The 19,328-nt window shown below is 47.0% G+C and carries 16 protein-coding genes and 2 tRNA genes; 9 read left to right on the forward strand and 9 right to left on the reverse strand.

Annotated features, from left to right (window positions below; genetic code table 11):
- Window positions 1-27: 27 nt before the first annotated feature.
- The 6 genes from nhaA to DXA74_RS05015 form a co-directional block, all read right to left on the reverse strand.
- Window positions 28-1,383 carry a Na+/H+ antiporter NhaA gene (nhaA, locus tag DXA74_RS04990; protein WP_118525790.1) on the reverse strand — a complete coding sequence of 452 codons (1,356 nt, stop codon included), beginning with the start codon at window positions 1,381-1,383 and terminating at the stop codon, window positions 28-30.
- A 200-nt stretch (window positions 1,384-1,583) separates the two neighbouring features.
- A complete protein-coding gene (nagA, locus tag DXA74_RS04995) occupies window positions 1,584-2,744 on the reverse strand; it encodes an N-acetylglucosamine-6-phosphate deacetylase (protein ID WP_118525728.1) in 1,161 nt (386 codons plus the stop codon).
- A gap of 105 nt (window positions 2,745-2,849) precedes the next feature.
- Window positions 2,850-4,415 (reverse strand): sulfatase, encoded by a 1,566-nt coding sequence (locus tag DXA74_RS05000; RefSeq protein WP_118525791.1) that lies wholly within the window; start codon window positions 4,413-4,415, stop codon window positions 2,850-2,852.
- Window positions 4,416-4,501: 86 nt separating this feature from the next.
- Window positions 4,502-5,890, reverse strand: coding sequence for a phosphoglucosamine mutase (glmM, locus tag DXA74_RS05005; protein ID WP_118525729.1), 1,389 nt, complete (start codon window positions 5,888-5,890; stop codon window positions 4,502-4,504).
- A gap of 79 nt (window positions 5,891-5,969) precedes the next feature.
- Window positions 5,970-7,505 (reverse strand): arylsulfatase, encoded by a 1,536-nt coding sequence (locus tag DXA74_RS05010; RefSeq protein WP_118525730.1) that lies wholly within the window; start codon window positions 7,503-7,505, stop codon window positions 5,970-5,972.
- A gap of 73 nt (window positions 7,506-7,578) precedes the next feature.
- Window positions 7,579-9,990 carry a T9SS type A sorting domain-containing protein gene (locus tag DXA74_RS05015; protein ID WP_147401038.1) on the reverse strand — a complete coding sequence of 804 codons (2,412 nt, stop codon included), beginning with the start codon at window positions 9,988-9,990 and terminating at the stop codon, window positions 7,579-7,581.
- Window positions 9,991-10,298: 308 nt separating this feature from the next.
- On the opposite strand from DXA74_RS05015, the gene DXA74_RS05020 reads away from it, so the two are divergent.
- The 7 genes from DXA74_RS05020 to DXA74_RS05050 all read left to right on the forward strand — a co-directional run bounded on the left by DXA74_RS05020 (window position 10,299) and on the right by DXA74_RS05050 (window position 17,035).
- Window positions 10,299-11,393, forward strand: coding sequence for a phosphotransferase enzyme family protein (locus tag DXA74_RS05020; protein ID WP_118525732.1), 1,095 nt, complete (start codon window positions 10,299-10,301; stop codon window positions 11,391-11,393).
- 118 nt (window positions 11,394-11,511) lie between these two features.
- Complete coding sequence (locus DXA74_RS05025) at window positions 11,512-13,722, forward strand: beta-N-acetylglucosaminidase (protein WP_118525733.1); 2,211 nt, start codon at window positions 11,512-11,514, stop codon at window positions 13,720-13,722.
- A gap of 439 nt (window positions 13,723-14,161) precedes the next feature.
- Window positions 14,162-14,602, forward strand: a complete 441-nt coding sequence (locus DXA74_RS05030) for a nitrophenyl compound nitroreductase subunit ArsF family protein (RefSeq protein ID WP_118525734.1) — start codon at window positions 14,162-14,164, stop codon at window positions 14,600-14,602.
- Window positions 14,603-14,608: 6 nt separating this feature from the next.
- Entirely contained in the window at window positions 14,609-15,316 is a 708-nt protein-coding gene (locus DXA74_RS05035) for an aromatic aminobenezylarsenical efflux permease ArsG family transporter (RefSeq protein WP_118525735.1), read from the forward strand.
- A 28-nt stretch (window positions 15,317-15,344) separates the two neighbouring features.
- Window positions 15,345-15,578: a thioredoxin family protein gene (locus tag DXA74_RS05040; RefSeq protein WP_118525736.1), complete on the forward strand. Its 234-nt coding sequence runs from the start codon at window positions 15,345-15,347 to the stop codon at window positions 15,576-15,578.
- Between the two features lie 11 nt (window positions 15,579-15,589).
- Window positions 15,590-16,558 carry a permease gene (locus DXA74_RS05045; protein ID WP_118525737.1) on the forward strand — a complete coding sequence of 323 codons (969 nt, stop codon included), beginning with the start codon at window positions 15,590-15,592 and terminating at the stop codon, window positions 16,556-16,558.
- Between the two features lie 21 nt (window positions 16,559-16,579).
- Window positions 16,580-17,035 carry an arsenate reductase ArsC gene (locus tag DXA74_RS05050; protein ID WP_118525738.1) on the forward strand — a complete coding sequence of 152 codons (456 nt, stop codon included), beginning with the start codon at window positions 16,580-16,582 and terminating at the stop codon, window positions 17,033-17,035.
- Window positions 17,036-17,093: 58 nt separating this feature from the next.
- Here the strand turns inward: DXA74_RS05050 and DXA74_RS05055 are convergent, their stop codons facing one another.
- On the reverse strand, window positions 17,094-17,978 hold the full coding sequence (locus DXA74_RS05055; protein ID WP_118525739.1) for a WYL domain-containing protein: 885 nt from the start codon (window positions 17,976-17,978) through the stop codon (window positions 17,094-17,096).
- A 271-nt stretch (window positions 17,979-18,249) separates the two neighbouring features.
- Between DXA74_RS05055 and DXA74_RS05060 the strand changes: the two genes are divergently transcribed.
- Together DXA74_RS05060 and DXA74_RS05065 are read left to right on the forward strand one after the other, a co-directional pair.
- Entirely contained in the window at window positions 18,250-18,543 is a 294-nt protein-coding gene (locus tag DXA74_RS05060; protein WP_118525740.1) for a hypothetical protein, read from the forward strand.
- Window positions 18,544-18,645: 102 nt separating this feature from the next.
- A complete protein-coding gene (locus DXA74_RS05065; protein ID WP_118525741.1) occupies window positions 18,646-19,002 on the forward strand; it encodes a hypothetical protein in 357 nt (118 codons plus the stop codon).
- A 136-nt stretch (window positions 19,003-19,138) separates the two neighbouring features.
- On the opposite strand, the gene DXA74_RS05070 is transcribed toward DXA74_RS05065, so the two are convergent.
- Window positions 19,139-19,224 (reverse strand) — tRNA-Leu (locus tag DXA74_RS05070).
- A gap of 7 nt (window positions 19,225-19,231) precedes the next feature.
- Window positions 19,232-19,304 (reverse strand) — tRNA-Gly (locus DXA74_RS05075).
- Between the last annotated feature and the right edge of the window lie 24 nt (window positions 19,305-19,328).

A 19,328-nucleotide genomic window follows, 5' to 3' on the forward strand; every position in this document is an offset into this window, starting at 1 on the left:
ATTAATAATATAAATCGCTTTTATGTTTTAAGATTGTTTGGGGTCAGATACAGGGCGTGGCAGGTTGTGATTCAACAGCAGCCAGCTGATAATACCGGACAGCAGCGAACCGCACAAAATTCCAATCTTGGCATCACTGAGCAATATGGCCGTTTGTGGCATCGTGCTGTCGTATGACAAATCGGCAATAAACATGGCTACCGTAAAACCGATTCCACTCAATGCGCAGACACTGGCAAAGGATTTGAGGTCGGCGCCCGAAGGCTTTTTCACAAGTCCCAGTTTGATAGCCATCCAGGAGAAGGAGAACACACCGATAAACTTACCGATAACCAAACCCAGAAACACGGCCAGTCCCACTCCGGAGAACAGATTGGCCAAAGACATACCCTCCAGCACAATACCGGCATTGGCAAAGGCAAACACCGGAATCACAATGTAGTTAATCGGAGTATGCAGGGAGTCTTCCATATCCTGCAGGGGGCTGATAATATGGTCTGAGGCATTCTCTATGCTTTTCAGGATACCGATCTGATCGTCGGTCAATATCGGTGCCTTGCAGCCTTTCTCAATATTGTTCACCGGAAACTGGTTGATTCTCCTACGGATGCGTTCGATAAAGAAAGTAGGAGTACGCTTCAAGGTGGCCGGAATGCAGAAGGCCACAATAACACCGGCTATCGTAGCATGTATTCCCGAATTCAGAAAACAATACCAGACGAAAACGCCGACAAAGATATAGAAGAACTTGGACCGTACCCCTTTCATATTACCGAAAATCAGAATGGCAATAAGAATCAGAGCATAAAGCAGAAAATTCAGATGTATCTCCGTGGTATAGAACAAGGCAATAATCAGAATGCCCCCTAAGTCATCGGCTACAGCCAGAGCCGCCAGAAATACTTTCAGCGACAGAGGTACCCGATTTCCGAAAGTTGAAAGAACACCCAAAGAAAAAGCAATATCCGTGGCCATCGGAATGGCTGCTCCACGCAGCATCGTCGGATCATCGGGACTGACCAGCCAGAACACCAGCACCGGCACAAGCATACCGCCTATAGCTCCTATCACGGGCAAAAGCGCCTTTTTCACCGAAGAAAGCTCTCCCACCAGAATCTCGCGCTTGATTTCCAGACCTACAGAAAAGAAGAACACCACCATCAGAAAGTCGTTGATAAACTCCATAACCGTGAGTGTGGTTCCTCCGTGACTGAAAAGATTGAAGTTTCCGATAGATAATGACATCGGAAGATTCCAAAAGCTGGTATAAGTATGACTCAGACTGGAATTCGCAATAATCAATGCAAGAATAGTAGCCAGAACCAACATCACACTCGAAGTGACATATTTCCGGAACATTTTCAAGAAGCTGTAACTACGCATCATAGGGGTTTATGGTTTAGATTTCTAACATATCTCAAAGATAACGAATCTTATGCGTATCCTAAAATAAAAAAAGTTTTTTTCATAAATAATACCAGCGTTCGGGAGAAATGGAATAGTGGAAAGACGGCACCCCGGAAAGCGCATAAAAAAAGAGCTGTGCCCTTTTGTCAGGCACAGCTCCCATATTTCAGATTCTCTTAGAACAGAGTATTCTCGATGATCTTACCCATCTGCCAGATGCAACGGATATTCAAAGCCTCATCCAGAATCAGGATATCAGCATCCTTGCCCTTGGCCAAAGAACCCTTGCGGTCGTACACGTTCATGATCTTGGAAGGAGTCTCGGAAACCATTCTGATAGCATCTTCCAAAGGAACCTCTACCTGCTCTACCATCGTGCGGATCAGGCGGTCAGTAGTAGCGATACTTCCAGCCAACGCAGAACGGTCAGAAAGCTTGCACACACCGTCCTCGATGATGACACGTGGGTCGAAAGCCTTGTCGCTGTCGCTGGCAGCACAAGCCAAAGCGTCGGTAATCAAAGCCATGCGCTCCACACCCTTGATCTTGTAAACCATACGCAAGATGGTTGGAGGAACGTGAATTCCGTCGGCTACACACTCTACAGTCATGTCGTCCAACAGATAAACGCTCTCTACAGTACCCTCGTACTTGTACTCACGCTTGTTGTGGAAGCCCGGCATGGCGTTATAGAAGTGAGTCACGTGTGTAAAGCCGGCTTCATAAGCAGCCTTCACATCCTTGAACTCAGCCTGAGTATGTGCAATTGAAGGCAAAATACCCTTGGCAGCACAATACTTACCGAACTGGATGGCTCCCGGAAGTTCCGGTGCGGCATCCCAACGTGCCAGACAAGGAGAGTTCTCTACGATTGGAATATACTCGTTAGGATCCGGATCCTTAATGTTCTCCGGAAGCTGACCTCCGGCCTTCTTGATGTTCAGGTAGTGACCTTCCAGGTGAAGACCCAGGATAGGGCTGTCTTTCTCAGCCATCAACTTGTTACAGGTTTCAACAGCCTTCTCGATCATAGGCACTGTTGAAGAAGACAGAGTCGGGAAAATTGAAGTCATACCGTGCTTTGCATGAGCAGCAACAGCCTCGCGGAACGCATCTTCGGTACCTTCCATGAAATCGCGGCCACCACCACCGTGTACGTGCATTTCTACACCACCCGGCACTACGTACATACCCTTGGCGTCAATCACTTCGGCACCGATAATGGCCAGGTCGCAATTGGTCACCTCAAGAATCTTGTTGTCACGTATAATTACAGAACCATCCTTCAACCATCCCTGTGGAGTAAGGATCTTTGCATTGATAATTTGAGTAAGCATATTATATATTTTTTAGAACTTCAAAGTTACCAAAATGATTTGACAGTTAAATGTATACACTTGTTTTTTTTACATAAATTAAACAAGGGCATCCGAAAGAATTCTTTACTTATTCAGCGGATATTTGTTGCGAATCGGATCGTCATACTGAATCTGCAAATCCCAAAGCTGCTTTTTCAGTTCCTTCGTAATCTTTTCCGTACCTTTCTTTCCGTAAATATTGTTCATTTCTTTCGGATCATTCTTCAGATCATACAGTTCCCATTCGTCGATATCATTGTAGAAATGAATCAGTTTATAACGCTCGGTACGGATACCGTAATGGCGCTTCACCATGTGTTCGGCCGGATATTCATAAAAGTGATAATAAAGATTCTTTCTCCAGTTCTTCGGGTGCTCACCCTTCAGCAGCGGCAACAGAGACTCTCCCTGAATATCATCAGGAATCGGAGCACCGGCCAAATCCAGGAATGTAGGCGCATAATCAATATTCTGCACCATCTCCTTGATTTCACCACGGGCATTCAGTCCGTCCGGCAAGCGCATCACCAGCGGAGTACTGAAAGACTCTTCATACATAAAGCGCTTGTCAAACCATCCGTGCTCACCCATATAGAATCCCTGATCGGAAGTATAGACCACCAGAGTGTTATCCAGCAAACCGGATTCCTTAAGATAGTCCAGTACACGGCCCACGTTGTCATCGAGCGACTTCAGTACCTTGGCATAGTCACGCATATAACGCTGGTACTTATATTCAGCCAGTTCCTTGCCCTGAGGATTCTTTTTCTCAAAATCGGCAGTGATGGCATTATAAAGGCTGTCGTAACGGACACGGTCCTGCGGGTCCATGCGGTTGATCATAGCCTCATAATTGGCAGACAATCTCGTTTTCTGTCCCGGCTTGTAAATCTTTGTATCGTAGACAATATCCATGTGGTCGTTGTTCGCAATCTCCATTTCCTGAGCGGCAGCAGCCTTGCGGCCGGCATAATCGTCGTAGAAATTATCCGGAAGCGCGAAAGTCTTGTCTTCGTACTCATTCAGATACTTCATTTCGGGCAGCCAGTTCCGGTGGCATGCCTTATGATGGATAAACAGAATAAACGGTTTACTCTTGTCTCTCTGGTTCTCCATCCAATCGATACTCTTGTCGGTGATGATATTGGTCAGATAGCCTTTCTCTACCACGGTATCATTCTGCATCGTAATAAAGCGCGGATTATAATAATCGCCCTGCTCCGGCAGAATATTCCAATAATCGAATCCGGTTGGCAGACTTACCAGATGCCACTTTCCGATAATGGCTGTCTGATAGCCGGCTTTCTGCAGCAGTTTAGGCATTGTCTGCTGGCTTCCGTCAAAAATTCCGTTCTCATTGTGTGTAAAACCGTTCTTATGGCTATGCTTTCCGGTAAACATACAGGCACGGCTCGGTCCGGAAAGAGAATTGGCCACAAAGCTATTGACGAACTTGACTCCGTCGTTGGCAATGCGGTCCAGATTCGGGGTCTCCACATAACGCTGGTCATAACAGCTCATCATCTGTGCTGTATGATCATCCGTCATGATATACACAATATTATAGGGCTTATGGGCAGCTTCCTGCTGCGCCAGTGCGGGACATAGAGGCAGTCCCAGCAAGGCCATCGAAAAAAGTTTTCTTGTCATAGGGATATTGGTTATCATAAAAAAGAACGGCTGAACGAAAGCCAAAGACTTTTGATCAGCCGTTGTTGTATAAATCGGTTTGCTTATTATTTAGCAAACTTGTAAACTACGTCCATGATTTCCTTACCGATCTGATCTGCAGCTTCCATAGTAGCAGCCTCAGAATAAACACGGATGATCGGCTCGGTGTTGCTCTTACGCAAGTGTACCCACTTGTCAGCGAAATCAATCTTCACACCGTCAATGTCGTTGATTTCCTCGTTCTTATACATTTCCTTAACCTTAGCCAACAGAGCATCAACATCAGTATCAGGAGTCAGGTCGATGCGGTTCTTTGCAATAAAGTAAGGAGGATAAGTAGCACGCAGCTCGCTGGTCTTCATGCCCTTCTTAGCCAGATAAGTCAGAATCAAAGCGATACCAACCAAGGCGTCACGGCCATAGTGAGCTTCCGGATAGATAACTCCACCATTACCTTCACCACCGATTACGGCATTGGTTTCCTTCATCAAAGTAACTACATTCACCTCTCCTACGGCAGAAGCGTTGTACTCGCAACCATACTTGCGGGTTACATCACGCAAAGCTCTGGTTGAACTCAGGTTTGATACGGTGTTACCCGGAGTATTCTGCAGAATATAATCGGCAACAGTTACCAAGGTATATTCCTCACCATACATAGTTCCGTCCTCGCAGAACAAAGCCAAACGGTCAACGTCCGGGTCAACCACGAAAGCAATATCGTGTTCGCCCTTCTGCATCAAGGTCTTGATGTCCTGCAGGTTCTTCTCCAGAGGTTCTGGGTTGTGCTGGAAGTCACCGGTTGCCTCAGTATACAAGCCTGTAACCTTCTCTACACCCAGCTGCTCCAACAGTTTTGGCAAAATGATACCACCCACTGAGTTAACGGTATCAATAGCCACCTTGAAGTGAGCATTCTTGATTGCCTCAACGTCTACCAGCTTCAGGTTCTTTACCAGGTCAATATGCTTCTGGTCGTAAGAGTTGTCCTCACGATAAGATCCCAAGTGATCTACATCGGCATATTCAAACTCTTCGGCTTCGGCAATGCGCAAAACTTCATTTCCTTCTTCCTTGTTCAGGAATTCGCCCTTCTCATTCAGAAGCTTCAAGGCATTCCACTGACGTGGATTGTGTGAAGCAGTCAGGATGATACCACCGCAAGCACCTTCCATGGTTACGGCGAGCTCAGTAGTCGGGGTGCTGGCCAAGCCGATGTTTACCACATCAAAGCCCATACCCATCAGAGTACCACACACTACATTCTTTACCATCTCACCTGAAAGACGCGCATCACGACCAACTACGATCTTGTTGCTGTTCACTTTTGTAGTCTTACGGATCAGGGTTGCATAAGCAGAGGTAAACTTTACAATATCCAATGGATTTAAAGTATCACCAGCCTGACCGCCGATGGTTCCACGAATACCGGAAATTGATTTAATAAGAGTCATATTGTATTAATTATTTGGTTGTTTAATCTTTCTTGCAAAATTACTTAAAAACAAGATAATCGCAAAGGAATCATCCACTTTATTTAGCGGGAAGTGTCACCTTGAACAACGGGCTGTCTGTATGCTCCTTGAAGAGGATTGCCTTGAGTTCTTTCACCACTTCCGGGTATTTTGCAGCCACGTTATTGTCTTCATGCAGATCGTTAGCCAGGTCATAAAGTTCACAGTTACCGGCGTTTACACGAAGTTTCCAGTTGCCTTTTCTCACAGCCATCTGGTTGGTCTCATGGAATTCCCAGTAAAGGAAATCATGCTGTTCCTGTTTCTCATCGTTGCCGAGCAGAGTAGGCAAGAAAGAAATACCGTCAAAATAATCTTCTTTTCCGGCTGCGGCATATTTCGGATTCGTATACTCCTTCACGTAATCTTCCACTCCGATGAGGTCGCAGAAGGTAGGCATCACATCATAGAAGGCCAACTGATGGTCGTTCACACTGCCTGCCTGAATCTTTCCGGGCCAGCGCACGATAAACGGAATACGGATACCTCCTTCAAAACAAGAGCGCTTTGTTCCTTTCAGCAAACCGTCGCGGTTGAAGAATGTTGGATCGGCTCCACCCTCTTCATGAGGTCCGTTGTCTGAAGAGAAAATAACAATCGTATTTTCGTCCATGCCCTTTTCCTTCAGCTTGGCCAGAATTTCTCCCACATAAGCGTCCAGACGGGTAATCATGGCTGCAAACTGTGCATGCACATTCTCTGAAGGATTATATCGGGAACCCTCAGAACCTGCAAAGTTCTTATCATTGCAGAAGCGGTTGTTATAGGCCTGCAAAATGGAATCGTTAGGCTGATAAAGCTCTGCGTGAGGCAGAGTGTAGGTAAACAGTCCGTAGAAAGGCTGGTCGTCTGTCTGTTTGTCCAGCCACTTCAAGGCTTCCTGATGAATCAGGTCGGCAGTATACTGCGAACGGTTCTCATAACCGTTGCCATACATCGGATATTTCGTATTGTCGGTCAATTCCTCACGTACAATGCTGGCATTACCATCCTTATCACGCACCAGACGGTTCATAAAGTTCGGATAATACAAATGTGCCTGGAACTGGCAGATATAGCCGTAGTACTCGTCCACGCCACGTTTTTCGGGAGTTGACTCGGAACCTTCATAACCGCCGGCCCACTTTCCGAACATACCGGTAGTATAACCCTGGTCCTTCATGATCTCCGGCAGAATGATATGGTCTGGATCATAGGGTTCCTGACCGGTTTGTGCCGGATCCGAAGTCTGGCCATACTGCACGTTTCCTATTCTGTATTCTTTGTTACCACGCACTTTGGTGTGTCCCGTATGCTGTCCCGTCATCAAGGAAGCACGTGAAGGGGCACTCACCGGGCTACCGGCATAAGCCTGTGTAAAACGCATTCCTTCTGCAGCCATACGGTCCAGATTCGGAGTGCTGATATACTGCTGTCCGTAGCATCCCAAATCTCCATATCCCATATCATCGCACAGGATAAAAATTATATTGGGCTTTTCATTGCTTGTCTGTGCCGATGCAGCACCAGCCAGCATACATAAGGAACTGAAAAGGATCATATTTTTATTTTTCATAATAATCTGTTCTAAAATTTATGTTATAGTTTGGAATGAGAGGCATCCGTCAAAATTTTTCCATGCCCCGTTTTTATTTCAAAGAAACCTTCTTGCTTCCGTCACCTGCAGCGGTAACCACCTTCACGATATAAGTACCCTGTGACAGGCCGGCTACAGAGACCTTCTTTCCGGCTGCCTTACGCACCTGAGTTCCGTCTACGGCAAAGATATAAACCATCTTGACTTCTGCATCAGTAATCACCTGAATGTTCTGGTCGCCCTGCTGTATTTCATATACAAAGTTATTCTGGTCTACATCGGCGCTCTGAATGTCTGTGGCTATAGTACTGTTCGGAGAGAAGCATGCCACCAAATCAGCATTCTCGGTCACGGTGAAGCTGTATTCCTTTTCAGTAGAAACCACGGTTCTGTTATCCTTCCAGGCGATGAACTCCAGCTTGTCGTTCGGAGTAGCTACTACAGTCAGTTCCTGACCATAATCACAGGTATAAGATTGCAAGGATTCCTCTCCAATCCGAATTTCTGCCACGCCACGCTCCGGGTCATTAGGTGCCACAGTGATGGTATGCTGTGCCTGTGGTTCCGCGATATTGACAATAAAGTCATAAATAGAACCTACCGCATCATCTTCTGCATCAGCCAAAGCATTGTTGGTGATGCGGACACGCATTCTGGATTTACCGACCACGGCATCCTCCGGCACTGAAATCTCTTCTGCCACATCGGCACTATTATAAGTATACATGGTTTCAAACATGCCGTCACGATTCCAGTCGAAATAAACATACAGGGTTACGTTTTCATCCATCTGTGCGACGGTGGCGGCCAAATTAAACTTCTGTCCGACACTTACCGTTGCTTTTTCTGTAGTATAAAGTGTATAGTAGTTGGTCGGTTTGGCTGTTGCCGCATAATTCAGTTCTTTCTGAACCTGCTCACCGGTGATATTCAGTGCTGTGAGATATCCGTTATCCAGAATACCGCAAGGCAAAGTATAAACCTGAGCCATCAAGCTGTATGTGCTGCGATAATTGCCCAAAACGAAATCAGAAGCACCGCCCACGGTCAGATAAGGTGCATCGGCCTCGTCTTTCTGATCGAATGGAACAAATACCAGACGGGGAACACCATTGAATTCCTTTTCGGCAACAAACCAACGGGTAGCGTTTTCCGGCTCTGCGAAGGTATAATTGCCTTCCGCATCCAGTGTCAAGGCTTTTGCCGGTTCTGTCATATTCACCAGATAAATACCTTCGGTCTTGTTGCTTTTACCTACAAATACCCATGCATATTTATTCTCAGAACCTCTTTCGGTCAATACGACGGTTCCATTTTCAGCGGCCATCCACTGTCCGTCGGAAGCCACCAAAGCATATTTGGCAGCAGAAGCGACCTTATCAAAGCTTGCAACCAAAGGAACGATCTGTGCCTCATAAGTATATTCCGTTTCAGAAACAGTCCAATAAGAGTTCTGGTTGCCGCTTGATGCAGACCAAGCCACAACATTGGCTCCCGGCTTGCTTCCGTTCAGGTTCAAGCCCAAAGCACCGCTCGGAATATTGGTCTGGTCTGTACTGCAGAAATAATAGAAAGAAGCACCGTTGGTAGCCGCTCCGCTCTTGGTATCCTTTCCGATCTGGATTTCTACCGGATTGCTGCCCATAGGGATTTGTGCACTTAAATTCTGCTTGGTGCTCTGAACATAACGTCCGGTAGTTGCATTCTGCACATAATAACAATTCTCCTTGCCTGTCGGAATCAGTTTCCAGAAGACACGTTCCGTATTTTGGAAGGTCGTGGTATAAAGTTCTCCGGTATTATTCTCGACCATGAAGGCACCGTCCATATTCATTCTGTTGATGGCATAATACTTATTCTCAGAGAACACACCGTCCGTAACCGGTTTCAATGGATTCTCCGGTTCCGGCTCTACGGCATCCCAATCCACATTGGTCACATCATACACATACATGATAGACCATCCTCCGGTACCAACTGCATATATAGCCTTGGCAGAGGCCCCCTGGGTATTGATCTTCATATCCGTACCCTTGCTGGTAAAGCGGGTCAGCAGACTATGGTCTTTGGTCGGTTCCAGCCAGTTCATATCCCCCTCATCATTGAATGTAGGGTTGGAAATCTCAAAAATACCGGCCGAAGCCTTGTTTTCGGTGGAGCCGATTGTTGAAGAACCACTCTGATAAGCAGTCAGATACAGGCCTGTGCTTTCATTTTTCAGATAGTAACCTCCTTCGGCACTTTCCACGATAAAGACGGAAGCCTTTGACACGGTCATTTCATTATTGGCCAAAATGTTAATCCACGGGTTACCGTTCTTCAGTCCGCGCAGGACTATTTTTTTCCCGGCAACAATTTGATCAGCCTTTAAAACCTGATCCAAGGTCAGCGAGACTGCTCGCATTTCACTAAGACCTGTCACAAACAAAAAAAGCAGGCATAGTAAGGAATAAATTTTTCTCATAAGTTCTAGATTGTTTAATTTTTTCTAAGAGTTTTCTTTGCTTTGATTAAATAGCAAATCTAGTAAAATATTTAAGATTCATTTCTATTTTCAAGTAATTTTAATCTTTATTCACTATCAAGCAAATCGGCACAAGTTTCTTAATAGTTCATTTCTCCAGGGATTCTGCCCGGTTGTCCAAACCGCTTTCTTACCTTATTCTGTCACTAATTAGAAAACTTCTTAAAAAAATATTATTATAAGAAAGGTGATTCAACAAAAAAGAATTATATTTGTAACAATCTACAAACAAATAAATCTCTCTAATTATGGAACAAACAGAATTGAAAGAAATTGTATCAAAATTTGCCATTAAAGGCACTGTTGCCGAAATCAAACCTTTAGGTGCCGGACTGATCAACGATACCTTTATGGTAACTACCAGTGAAGAGGACCAGCCTAACTATGTATTGCAGCGCATCAACAATGCGATTTTCCCGGATGTGGAAATGCTGGCAGACAACATTCAGGCCGTGACTACTCATATCCGCAAAAAGCTTGAGGAAAAAGGCGAAACAGATATCGACCGCAAGGTGCTGACTTTCGTTCCTCTGGCTGACGGAAGCAAATATTTTTATTTCAACGGAGAAAGCTACTGGCGCATCATGGTGTTCATTCCAAACGCCATCACCAAACAGGCTGTAAATCCGGAATCTTCATACGCTGCCGGTGAGGCCTTCGGTAATTTCCAGGCTATGCTGGCTGACATCCCAGTACAGTTGGGCGAGACCATCAAGGACTTCCACAACATGGAATTCCGCCTGCAGCAGTTGCGCGACGCTGTGAAGGAAGACAAAGTTGGCCGCGTTGCCGAAGTACAGTACTACATTGACGAAATCGAGAAGCGTGCCGACGAGATGTGCAAGGCCGAGCGTCTGGGCCGCGAAGGCAAGCTGCCGAAGCGTATCTGTCACTGCGATACCAAGGTAAACAACATGATGTTCGACGAGAACGATCAGGTACTGTGTGTTATCGACCTGGATACCGTAATGCCTAACTTTATCTTCTCTGACTACGGAGACTTCCTGCGTACAGGTGCCAACACAGCCGAAGAGGACGAGGCAGATCTGAGCAAGGTAAGCTTCAACATGGAAATCTTCAAGGCCTTTACCAAAGGTTATCTGAAGTCTGCACAGAGCTTCCTGACTCCTATCGAAATCGAGAACCTGCCATACGCTGCCGCTCTGTTCCCATACATGCAGTGCGTACGCTTCCTGGCTGACTACATCAACGGAGACACCTATTATAAGATTAAGTATCCGGAACACAACCTGGTGCGTACCAAGAACCAGTTCCAGCTGTTGCTGAGTGTTGAGGAGCATACCCCGGAAATGAAGCAGTTCATCCAGGAGTGTCTGGCTTAATTCCGCATCAAGACATAAAAGCCCATTCTTCGCCGAATGGGCTTTTTTTGTCGGCATATTTGTAAAAATGCTCTAATTTACGTATGTTTGTATCATTAAAATCAAATACTGAAATTTCATGAAACATTACTTTCTCCCGTTGTTCTGCCTGATGCTGGGCGGAGCCTCGCTGCAGGCACAAACCAACACCAACCTGCTCCAACCCAAAGTACAGGAGTTCCAGCTGACAGAAACATCAGAAACCCTTACTCTTCCGGAATCCTATAATCTGGTCGTTACGGAAGGCAGTTGTCCTCATGCGCTCGAAGCCCTGAAGCAGATTATGCCCAACAAGGAAGGCAAAAGCAAGTTCCAGGTAATCGTGGGCAAGAAAGGCGACAAGGCTGTAAAAAAGTATGCCAAGAAAATTCCGCAGAAGAAGGAAGGATACTATCTGGAAGTCCAGAAAAACCGTATTGTCATTGCCGGTGCCGACCAGCGCGGTACGTTCTATGGCGTGCAGACCCTGGGGCAGATGATCCGTCAGGGCCAAATGAGCATTTGCGCCATTGAAGATTATCCCGACATTGAGTTCCGCGGAGTGGTGGAAGGCTTCTACGGCACCCCCTGGAGCCACGAAGCACGCATGCGCCAGCTGGAGTTCTACGGAAAGAACAAGATGAATACCTATATTTACGGTCCGAAGGATGATCCTTATCACTCTTCGCCAAACTGGCGCAAGCCTTATCCGGAGAAGGAAGCGGCACAGATACACGAACTCGTGGAGCAGGCCGCCCGTAACGAGGTGGACTTTGTGTGGGCCATCCATCCGGGAAAAGACATCAAATGGACCAACGAAGACCGCGACGCGCTGATTCAGAAATTCGAAGCCATGTATCAGCTCGGAGTGCGCTCTTTTGCCGTGTTCTTTGACGACATCTGGGGCGAAGGTACCAATCCGAACAAGCAGGCCGAACTGCTGAACTACATCGACAACGAATTCATCCAGAAGAAACATGATGTTACTCCGCTGGTGATGTGCCCCACAGAATACAACAAAAGCTGGTCGAATGTAAAGGGTGGTTATCTGACCACCTTGGGCGAGAAACTTAACCCGAGCATCCACATCATGTGGACCGGCGACCGGGTGATTGCCTGCATCGACAAGCCGACACTGGACTGGATCAATCCGCTCATCAAGCGCAAGGCCTATATCTGGTGGAATTTCCCGGTGAGCGACTATGTACGCGACCATCTGCTTCTGGGACCGACCTACGGAAACGCCCTAGACATCAAGGACGACATGTCCGGATTCGTGTCCAACCCGATGGAGCGTGCCGAGGCTTCCAAGATTTCGCTGTATAGTGTTGCGGACTATACCTGGAACATGGAGTCTTATGACAGCATCAGTTCCTGGAAGAATGCCATCAAGGACCTGTTGCCGCAGAACTGCTCTTATCTGGAGCTCTTCGCTTCTCACAGCTCTGACCTGGGTCCTAACGGACACGGATTCCGCCGTGACGAGAGTACCGACCTGCAGCCGACACTGAAGGCCATGAAACAGGGCGAGCAAAAAGCACTGGAAAGTGTGCTGGCTGAATGCAAGAATCTGGAAACTGCCTGCGACATCCTGCTGGCAGATACCGAAAATCCGTACCTGATCGAAGAAATCCGTCCGTGGCTGAAACAGGGCAAGCTGCTGGGTGAATACGGACAGTCTGTGCTCTTGATGATCAAGGCCATCCAGCAGAAAGACGATGCCTTTATGACACACTACAACCGGGCACGCTCACTGCAGGCCCAGATGTATGAGCTGGATATGACCGAAAACCAGAATCCATATCAGCCGGGTGTCAAGGTGGGCAGCCTTGTGCTGTTGCCTAGCCTGAACGAAATGTTCACGAAGGCCATTACGGAATACAACACCAAGAACAACACCAATCTGGATGCCAAGGCCGAATATAACCCATATACCCTGACCAGTGATGTGCCTCAGCTGAAGATACAGCCGGTACGCGCCCGCCATCAGGATGTCAATGTATCGCCGTCGAACGAGGTCATCAAGTGGCCAGCCAATGCCAGTCTGCAAATCGCTTCCGACCAGCCGGTGCGCATGCAGCAGTTGTATCTGGATCTGGGAACAAAAGATATCGCATCTTCCTTCCGTCTGGAAACCAGTGCCGACGGACAGAACTGGACCGCCGTACCGCTGAATCAGGCTGCCGACAATACCGAGATTACGGGAGCCATCAACAGTGCAGCCGGACAGAGCTATATCCGTCTGGTCAACGCTTCAGGCAAGGAACTGCAGGTTTACTTCAAGAAATTCACACTGCGCCTGCAGAAATAATATCGGCGAAATATTTTTTCCGCTCCGGCCTGCTTTGCACCTGCAAGGCGGGCTTTTTGTTTCTCGCGCTCCCCTAACGCTTTTCAGGGCAGGAAGCCTTGAAAAACATCCTGATGAAATTGCAGAATCATCGAAATGAAAATTAAAAATCATTTCGATGATTTTTTTATTCCCTTTCCACCGGCATGAAAAACCAATCCCTCATGCATCATTTTCTCTATCCGGAAACGGCTGTAACAACCTTGCTGCATTCCGGAAAGAACGAAGTTTAAAGAAAGTTAAACCCTAAAGAAGAGCAAGAGAATCTGTTTTGAAAAATTGATTTTATCAGCTATTGTTTGTAATTTTGCAAACAACAAATAAAAACAACAGGCAATGCCTGTATTTTTTTGCCGCAGATGTTCGTAAAATCACAAACTAACAAATATATAATATCAGTATGAAAAAGATTCTATTCATGTTGGTTGCTGCCATCGCGCTTTTGGCCACCCCCACACAGGCTAAAACAAATGCCGACAACCCGACACAACAAGAAAACAGTGCCAGTCCGCAGGTGGAGGTACTGTATTTTCATGGAAAACAGCGCTGTGCCACATGTATGGCCATCGAAAAGAACGCACGCGCAGCCGTCAGCAACCAACTGGCAGCAGAAGTGAAAAGCGGCAAAGTGGTATTCAAGACCATCGACATCTCACAAAAAGCCAATGAGAAACTGGCGGAAAAATATCAGGTGACCTGGTCGTCGCTCTTTGTCGTGGGCCATAAAGACGGCAAGGAAAGCGCCAAGAATCTCACTCCCTACGCTTTCAAACAGGCCCGGAAAGATCCGGAAGGATTCAAAAAGGGACTCGTACAGACCGTAAAGGATCTGCTAAAATAAAAGCCTATGGACGAACTGCAAACTCTGCTCGACAACAGTTCCATCCCGGTGGTCACCGCCTTTCTGCTGGGACTGCTCACCGCCTTGTCGCCCTGTCCGCTGGCCACCAACATTGCGGCCATCGGCTTCATCGGCAAGGACATTGAAAACCGGAACAGGATTTTCCGCAACGGTCTGCTCTACACATTGGGACGCATCGTGAGCTACACCTTGCTGGGCAGCCTGCTGATTCACACCTTGCAGGAAGGCTCCAGCATGTTTGGCATACAAAACACAGTGGGCAAACTGGGAGAATGGTTTCTCAGCCCTCTTCTGCTGCTTGTGGGAACCTTCATGCTCGTAGATCACAGACTGAATCTGCCACAATTCGGGTTTCATGGAAATGCCGAGGGACTGGCCCGCCGCGGCGGTTGGGGCGCCTTTCTGATCGGGGTGCTGTTTGCCCTGGCCTTCTGCCCCACCAGCGGAGTATTCTTTTTCGGCATGCTCATCCCCATGGCGGCAACGAGCAGCGAAGGACATCTGCTGCCGGCCGTCTTTGCCATTGCCACCGCTGTCCCCGTCATCATCGTGGCCTGGATTCTGGCCTTCAGCGCCGCACGCATCGGCACCTTCTACGGCAAAGTAAAGGTGTTGCAGAAGGTACTCAACCGCGTGGTAGGCATCCTCTTTATTCTTACCGGTATTTATTACGCATATATGCTCTATTTTTAATCGAACAACACTCTAAAACAACAAAAATATGGAAATCAAAGTATTAGGACCGGGTTGCAGCAAATGCAAGACAACCTATCAGGTTATTGAAAAAGTAATTCGTGAAAACAATCTGGATGTAAAGCTCACCAAGGTGGATGATATTATGGAGATCATGAACTACAACATCATGGTTACTCCGGCTGTGGTTGTTGATGGAGAGGTGTGCCTGAAAGGTCAGGTACCGAGCGAAAGTGACGTCAAGAAATTACTCGGCATCTAAACCGTGACAATATGATTCAGAACTTTGCCGACTGGCTGGTTTACGACATTTTCGGACTGTCACCGGCCACAGCATGGGGCACAGCCGTGAACTTTTTCTTCTATGATTCGATAAAAATCATCATTCTGCTGTTTTTTATCAGCATTCTGATGGGCATCATCAATGCCTATTTCCCAATAGAACGGTTGCGCAACTATCTGATGACGCACAAGATGTATGGGCTTCAGTATCTGCTGGCCTCCGTATTCGGTGCCATCACCCCGTTCTGCTCCTGTTCTTCCATTCCGCTCTTTATCGGATTTGTCAAAGGAGGCATTCCGCTGGGGGTAACTTTCGCCTTTCTGATTACCTCGCCGCTGGTCAATGAAGTGGCCGTGGCCATGTTTCTGGGCTCGTTCGGACTGAAAATCACCCTGATCTATGTCCTGAGCGGCATCTTGATGGGAGTTATCGGAGGCGTTGTGCTCGGACGCATGAAGCTGCATCCCTATCTAAGCGACTGGGTGAAACAGATTCAGGCCAACTCTTCGGCCCAGGCCGACAGCTGGGAAAAGGAACACACCACCTTTCTGAAGCGTCTGCCCGCCATCGTCCATGATGCCACTCAGATTGTGCGCGGCGTATTGGTCTATATTCTGATAGGAATCGGCATCGGAGCCTTTATGCACGGCTTCGTTCCCGAAGGTTTCTTTCAGGAATATCTGTCCAAAGACAACTGGCTGGCCGTACCGCTTTCGGTCATTCTGGCCGTACCGATGTATGCCAATGCAGCCGGAATCGTTCCCGTCATAGAAGTCTTTGTGGCGAAAGGAATCCCTGTAGGCACCGCCATCGCCTTTATGATGGGGGTGGTAGGCCTGTCTCTGCCCGAAGCAACTTTGCTTAAAAAGGTAATGACCTGGCGCCTCATCGGTATCTTCTTCGGTACGGTGGCGTTCTTCATCATCCTGTCGGGCTATCTGTTCAACTATATTCTGTAACCCAATAAAACACTCACAAGAATGAGAATCTTGATTCTTTGCACCGGAAACAGTTGCCGCAGCCAGATGGCACACGGCTTTCTGCAATCGTTTGATGCCTCGCTGGAGGTTTATTCGGGCGGAACGGAGCCCGCTTCACAGGTAAACGCCAAGGCCGTTGAAGTCATGAAAGAGGTCGGCATCGACATCAGCACGCATGTCCCGACGCATGTCAACACTTACCTGAACGAAGCCTGGGACTATGTGATCACCGTTTGCGGCGGTGCTAACGAGAGTTGTCCGGCATTTACGGGAAAAGTAGGCCAACGCCTGCACATCGGTTTTGACGACCCGTCCCATGCCACCGGCACACCGGAATTTATCGACTCGGAATTCCGCCGCGTGCGCGACGAAATCAAAAACGCATTTGCCCGCTTCTATATCACGGAAATCAAAAAACAGGAACTGCCCAAATGCTCCTGCGGCGGAAAATGCTGAACCACACCAATCCCCACCTTCCTGCCACTGGCACGAAGGTGGGGATTGCCGTTTATAACTAAAGATAAATCCGCGACATCCAGCGCACGCATTCTTCCACCTGTTCCCGGAAAGATATCGGAGCAAGCACCTCCACATCCGAACCATAAGACAACACCTCCTGAAAGAAATCAAAAGTGGGCCTCAGAAGATACTCGAAAACCATATATTCGTCATCGCTCGAAATCAGCTTCTGCGAATGATGCAGGGGCCTCTTCTTGATATACATTCCCTGTTCAGCGATAAAACGCAAGCGGATATTCTCTATGGGAACATCGGTGCGCTGGATAATGCCAAAGCTGTTGGAGAAATAAGCATCAACATCCATAAACTCAGGCATGGTAAAGGTTTGCTCGGCCATCTCAACCTCCTTTATCCGGTCAAAGGCAAAAATTCTGATTTCATGGTGCTTGTGCGAATATCCTACCAGATACCACCGCTGTTTAAACAGCCTGATGAAATAAGGAGACAGAAGAAACTGATAAGGCTCATCGTGCCAGAACGGCTGGTATTCTACCCGAAGACAGCGGTTGGCCGACATGGCCTCCGTAATCAGAGGCAGAAGCTTTTCTTCGCCGAAAGTGGGTTCCAGCATAATCCGGTTCGACAGGGTCTTGCACCGCTCCATAGTGGTCACCGCCGAAATGGAAGACAGCAGCCAGCTCTTCAGTGGATCGGCTCTCAACGCACTCGATTTCTTGATTCTGTATTTATTCGTTCTGCGGTCGCATACAATATCAATACCAAAGAATTCCTCTGCCCTACGTTTATAAGCCAGGAAAGTGTTGCGCGACATATCTTTCTCATAAAAGGGGGTCCTGCTCCATGCTTCATAAATCTCTTTTAGTGTAGACTCGGATTCTAACAAATAATGAACAAGCCATATAGAAAATTCAATTTTCATGTTTTTCCCATAATTTTTTGATTCGACGCAAAAATAACTTCAGCTTGCCTAGAAAGCTTGTGCAAGCTCCCTCTATTTTTGCAAAACAAAGGCAGTCCGGATATTTATGTTCTCTGTTTTGTTGGAATAAATGATCTGACGGAAAAAGGAATATTTTGTCCGACACACTGTCGGCATATTATGGTATGAAACAGCAAGTCTGTTTTCATCCATCACAAATACACGAATCGTGAAAGTTCTTATAAATGTGATATAATTTAAACATGAGGCCATGAAAGGAAAAGTCAAGTACGTAACCAGAAATGTCTGGTATGCAGGAAATGCTGCCGACCAGTACAGTTCAGACATCCACGATGTACGTTTTACAACCACCAATGCCATCCTGTACGATGGAAAAGAGGTGGTCATTGATGAGGATGATATTAAAAGCTATTACGACCGGAGTAGAATTACAGACAAACTTGTAAACACAATCAGCGAATCCTTACACAATGTCTGGATAAACTATTCCGAAGATAATGACGGAGTATATCATTTGGATGGAAATCTGGAAGATTATCTGTAAATCTTCAGCACAACCGGAGCTTGCACCATTATTTTGCGCAAGCTCCGGGTATTTTTGCAGCACATTTACCAATGAGATAATATTCACTAAAAACAATCACGTATGAAAACATTTTTATGTTGGGGCATCTCCAAACTGGAAGGATTGGCTGCCCTGTTAGTATGGCCGGCCATGATGCTCCTAGGCGCCAATGAGGCAAAAATTTTCCATGAAGACCAACTGAATGCATCCGGATGGATCCTGACACTAGTCTCAATGGTGGGAGCAGCCATTCCTGCAATCTTCACAGCCATCTATGCCGTCAAGAATTTTGATGAGGTAACGTCCTACTCCATGCTTTTTTATTTTAGCAGAAGCACGATGCTGGATTCAAAAATCAAATATTTCTTTCGCACCATGTTCACCGCCGGCTTTTGCTGGGCTATGATCATCTTCAGCATAGGAATTTTCTTCGTTTAGCTCTTCCAAATTATAAATACCCATACAAAAAAGAGGCAAAAATCCCACAAGACCTACATCAACAGGTTTTGTGGGATTTTGTATAAGGGGTATAAAAACAAAAAAAGACAAATCGTAAACGATCTGCCTCAGCACGTACTCGAAGCGGGACTTGAACCCGCACAGCCATTACTGGCCAAGGGATTTTAAGTCCCTCGTGTCTACCGATTCCACCATTCGAGCGCCTTAGAGCGGAAAACGAGGCTCGAACTCGCGACCCCGACCTTGGCAAGGTCGGGGTCTACCAACTGAGCTATTTCCGCAATTCTTTTTGAAACCGCTGCAAA

It is taken from the genome of Bacteroides sp. OF04-15BH, assembly GCF_003477995.1.
GTDB lineage: Bacteria > Bacteroidota > Bacteroidia > Bacteroidales > Bacteroidaceae > Paraprevotella.

What these genes read in the sequence shown, in the direction of transcription:
- DXA74_RS05025 (WP_118525733.1), top strand. Translation starts at nt 11,512, where the DNA reads ATGAAACATTACTTTCTCCCGTTGTTCTGCCTGATGCTGGGCGGAGCC.
- DXA74_RS05030 (WP_118525734.1), top strand. Translation starts at nt 14,162, where the DNA reads ATGAAAAAGATTCTATTCATGTTGGTTGCTGCCATCGCGCTTTTGGCC.
- DXA74_RS05060 (WP_118525740.1), top strand. Translation starts at nt 18,250, where the DNA reads ATGAAAGGAAAAGTCAAGTACGTAACCAGAAATGTCTGGTATGCAGGA.
- DXA74_RS05045 (WP_118525737.1), top strand. Translation starts at nt 15,590, where the DNA reads ATGATTCAGAACTTTGCCGACTGGCTGGTTTACGACATTTTCGGACTG.
- DXA74_RS05000 (WP_118525791.1), bottom strand. Translation starts at nt 4,415, where the DNA reads ATGACAAGAAAACTTTTTTCGATGGCCTTGCTGGGACTGCCTCTATGT.
- glmM (WP_118525729.1), bottom strand. Translation starts at nt 5,890, where the DNA reads ATGACTCTTATTAAATCAATTTCCGGTATTCGTGGAACCATCGGCGGT.
- DXA74_RS05020 (WP_118525732.1), top strand. Translation starts at nt 10,299, where the DNA reads ATGGAACAAACAGAATTGAAAGAAATTGTATCAAAATTTGCCATTAAA.
- DXA74_RS05065 (WP_118525741.1), top strand. Translation starts at nt 18,646, where the DNA reads ATGAAAACATTTTTATGTTGGGGCATCTCCAAACTGGAAGGATTGGCT.
- DXA74_RS05055 (WP_118525739.1), bottom strand. Translation starts at nt 17,978, where the DNA reads ATGAAAATTGAATTTTCTATATGGCTTGTTCATTATTTGTTAGAATCC.
- DXA74_RS05050 (WP_118525738.1), top strand. Translation starts at nt 16,580, where the DNA reads ATGAGAATCTTGATTCTTTGCACCGGAAACAGTTGCCGCAGCCAGATG.
- DXA74_RS05035 (WP_118525735.1), top strand. Translation starts at nt 14,609, where the DNA reads ATGGACGAACTGCAAACTCTGCTCGACAACAGTTCCATCCCGGTGGTC.
- DXA74_RS05015 (WP_147401038.1), bottom strand. Translation starts at nt 9,990, where the DNA reads ATGAGAAAAATTTATTCCTTACTATGCCTGCTTTTTTTGTTTGTGACA.
- DXA74_RS05040 (WP_118525736.1), top strand. Translation starts at nt 15,345, where the DNA reads ATGGAAATCAAAGTATTAGGACCGGGTTGCAGCAAATGCAAGACAACC.
- nhaA (WP_118525790.1), bottom strand. Translation starts at nt 1,383, where the DNA reads ATGCGTAGTTACAGCTTCTTGAAAATGTTCCGGAAATATGTCACTTCG.
- nagA (WP_118525728.1), bottom strand. Translation starts at nt 2,744, where the DNA reads ATGCTTACTCAAATTATCAATGCAAAGATCCTTACTCCACAGGGATGG.
- DXA74_RS05010 (WP_118525730.1), bottom strand. Translation starts at nt 7,505, where the DNA reads ATGAAAAATAAAAATATGATCCTTTTCAGTTCCTTATGTATGCTGGCT.